We start from the raw sequence: 3672 nt of genomic DNA, 5'->3' as shown, positions 1-3672 counted from the left end.
GAGGCGTCTTCACCACCGTTAAGGATCTGGATCGCAAACTGATGCGCTATATCCGTGAGCACAACAAGAATCCGAAGCCGATCAAATGGAAGTACAACGGTCCATCGCGGCGAATTCGCCCGGTGCCATTTTAATGACGCGATGGACTAGTTAGCGGTCTGTATCGGCGCCGTGGTGTATGCGTGGGGCTGACACAGCGGCAAAATAGCAAGATCAGATCGTATGTGATGGTGCAGGGCGCTCAGGGGGCTAAGGATCGTCCGGTTTCTCGGCAGGACGGCGAATTCGCAAGCGACAGTGACGCGCTTCGTGAGCGATGCGTGGCGGTGACTTGCCTTAGGTTGTAGGAGACGTCAAACGGTTCAATACCTGCAGCCTTGCCGTGCGAGTAACCGCCATCTACCATTACTCTGCTGCCACACAAGTAATTCGTCCAGGTCAACTTCTGTGAACTTTCCATTCGACTCTGTGGTGGCAGAAAAATGATTGCGGATCACTGCTGTATTGCCCGTGATGCTCGCCAATGTGTGAGTCAGGTCGATTCGCCGATAATGAACGCGTCCTGTTGCGATTGCAGCAACAAACGCGGATTGGTTTTGCAAACTGTCGTTAGGCTGACCGTAAGTGAGCGTATCAGTCGTCAGATCTCGCAATCTCTGGGCATCGCCATCGATCATTGCTGCGGTTAGGTGATACATTGCGTCCGTAAGGGCGTATTCATCAGAGTTTTTCGCAAATGCGCCCGAACAAGCAAGCACGATGGTTGCGGCAATAATCAGCTTTTTCACGTTGAAATACCCCTCAAACGAGCCGGCAAATCCCTCGTGCTGTCAAAAACGCGCAACAATTTTCCGAATATTGTTGGATTATAGGCGTACGCTTGGAAAACGCCACGAATTTCTCATGCGACGGCGAAGATCGGAAAAATCCGTGAGCCTGATGGAACCGCGCCAGCGCATACCAGGTCTTGTCGGACTGCTTGCGACGCATCGCGTACTCATCGCCGATAGCCCGGATGATCGGGGAGTGTAACCGCAGCCCGGCCTCGCCAACGCCCTAGGTGAACTTGAGTCTTACACGAAGGAAGCGGATAACGAATGCCATATACCGATACGTTTGTATCGCCGTATAGGCGCGCCCGGATTTTTCCTTGAAAAAATTCCGTACCACGCAACTCACGAATTGACCACGTGGGTTCGAAAATCTATCATGTGCCAACTCGCAGAGCACTTCATGACATGGACAGACCTGAAGCCCATCCGCTTTCGAGCAAACTCGCTGTTTTACTGTTTGCTCTGGTAGTCTTGAGTTGGGCGCTCACGTGGACTGTGACTAAATTTATCGTCGTTCAAGTTACGCCGCTGTGGGCAATCGCCATCCGATGCGCCATTGCCAGCGTCGCGCTGTTTTTCATTCAACTGGTGCGCGGCCAACTGATTCTTCCAAAGCTCGGAGATTTGCCTGTTCTGCTGACAGTCTCAGTGCTTCACATGGTAGCGTTCTCCACGCTCGTTGCATTAGGTCTTAAGTTTGTCCCTCTCGGGCGATCCATTGTGCTCGGTTACACTACGCCTCTGTGGGTTGCTCCAGGCGCCTGGTTGTTCCTAAAAGAAAGGCCAACTCTACGTCAGCTGGGCGGGATTGTCCTCGGATTGATCGGTCTCGCGCTTATGTTTAATCCCCGAGACTTTAAATCGGATAACACGGATGCGTTACTAGGTAATGGTGTGATCCTGATTGCAGCTTTCTTCTGGGCCGCAAACATCCTGTATGTCCGCGCCCACAGATGGGTCTCAACACCATTTCAATTGCTGTTCTGGCAGACATTTTTGGCAGGCTGCGTCCTGGTGACACTCGCCATCACCCTAGATGGCGTTCCGCACATCTCTTGGTCTGTTAAGCTCGCCGCCGCTTTTCTGTTCTCAGGATTGTGTGGTACAGCACTGGCATATTGGGCTATGTCAATGGTTAACCGGAGCCTTCCGGCAACCACCACTTCCTTAGGCCTGTTGGCGACGCCCGTCGTTGGTGTCGTATGCTCGGTTATTGGTCTTGGAGAGACCATTACTGCATCGTTAGCAATCTCGATGATAACGATCCTCGGAGGAATCGCCCTCGGATTGCCTCTACGCATTAACCTTTCTTCCCGGTTCGCTTCGGTATCGCAAAATCCCGGTGCTGGCGAGCGCCTGCGGCGTTGAAATGCTGCACGTGTAGCACAGTGAGTCGTTGCAAGAAGCGCCGGATAGCCGTGCACGTTGAAGAAGAAATGTGGCCTCGCGGTGAACAGGCACGCGCACGCACCCGACATTGGAAATGGGAAGGACGGCGCCAGCAAGAACAATCAATTTTTAGTGAGCAAGGTTAGTTGAACGATTACAATCTGGGGGCGTGCAGATTCGTCCAGCGACCAAAAGTTGCTATGGCTATGCGATGAATTGTTGTTATCGTACGAGCCGATAGATGCTGGCATGCAGTTCAGCGGCAACAGCAAGCCTGAGTACCATAGCGAATGCGAAAAAGCTTCGGGGGCGTCCGCCCAGTGTTGTCAAGCCTAGCACGAAAAAAAGCCCGCAGTTGCCTGCGGGCCTAATCCACATCCAGGGGAACATGAAGGAGACCATTTAAGTATAAACCCCTATGTGCGATTTACAAGCATAGTAGTGTCGCAGCGACATGCGCTCTATTGCAGAAAGTACGGCTGCGACGCGCGATCATCGCCATCCGTTGAGACTTTAATGATGTCTCGGTGTCTCGACATATTCCGCAGTGGGATTTCGGGATGCGTCAACGATTGCCGGCTGCCAGGCAAGCGCACCGGCGGTTCAATCGCGTGTCGGCGATCACCTGCCGCGATAGCCTTTGACGTCGATCGGACTGCACCCGATCTCTGTCCCGTCCGCAGTCAGGCGACAAGTCGCAAAAGGCAGCGCAGCGGCAACGAGCGACGCAATCGAACCGACGCGGTACGAAACTGCGGTGTCAACGGAGACCGTCGCCGGTAAGTCCTGGATCCGATTCTGTCGGGACACAGCGGCGGGGTCCCTGAGCGCCTGCGTTTCTAGCTTTGCCTCTGGCGGCCTTGTCTCTCCGCATTCTCCCGCTAAATTCTGCTCGTGCGCGGAACCGTATAGGGAATAATTTACTTTCGGGCTTGTGCATATGGTTATACCGTTTTCCCAATTGTTATACGGTTCTTCTTGATGTAAGGTCGCTGCTCGCAGGGCGCCATTCATTCACAGAGCGGAGCTCGGCGCATAGAGTCTCGATGTGAATACGTGGCATGACTAGTTGCCCAAGTGCGACGCTTATCAAATAAATTCTGAGAGATTTGTACGAGATGAATCGAAATGCTCAAACCATCGAGCACCTGGAGCGGTGTCGGGAAAACGGTCGCATCCGACGCGCGCTTGCTGCGCGCCTCAACACTGTATGCAGGAGAGCCGGCCTCAGCTCGGCTCGCGTGGCTAAATTGGTTGGTGCCAGTGAACGAGACGTTGAATTCTGGCGGCGCGGCATTACTTCTCCCGCACTAGATGCGCTCAAACGGATAGCAGCCGCCGTCAAGGTCGAGAGCTAACGTCAAGAGTGGTGTACGGGCAACGTTAAGGCAGGGGCTATCAGGCGGCGAGTTTCTGCTGAACCGGTCGATCGTCTTGCACCGGTTCGCCG

The 3672-nt window shown here is 53.8% G+C and carries 2 protein-coding genes and 1 pseudogene; 2 read left to right on the top strand and 1 reads right to left on the bottom strand.

Features of this window, described 5'->3' with window-relative positions; translation table 11 throughout:
* Positions 1-134, top strand: a pseudogene (locus H3V53_RS42435) (IS630 family transposase); the annotation flags it as partial.
* Positions 135-362: 228 nt separating this feature from the next.
* Here H3V53_RS42435 and H3V53_RS42430 read toward each other — a convergent pair.
* On the bottom strand, positions 363-788 hold the full coding sequence (locus H3V53_RS42430; protein ID WP_336602935.1) for a nuclear transport factor 2 family protein: 426 nt from the start codon (positions 786-788) through the stop codon (positions 363-365).
* A 450-nt stretch (positions 789-1238) separates the two neighbouring features.
* Between H3V53_RS42430 and H3V53_RS42425 the strand changes: the two genes are divergently transcribed.
* Positions 1239-2201: a DMT family transporter gene (locus tag H3V53_RS42425; RefSeq protein WP_336602934.1), complete on the top strand. Its 963-nt coding sequence runs from the start codon at positions 1239-1241 to the stop codon at positions 2199-2201.
* Positions 2202-3672 lie beyond the last annotated feature (1471 nt).

Origin of the sequence: Paraburkholderia bengalensis (assembly GCF_037126505.1) — a bacterium.
GTDB lineage: Bacteria > Pseudomonadota > Gammaproteobacteria > Burkholderiales > Burkholderiaceae > Paraburkholderia > Paraburkholderia bengalensis.
This window is presented reverse-complemented; position numbering and strand designations above follow the sequence as displayed.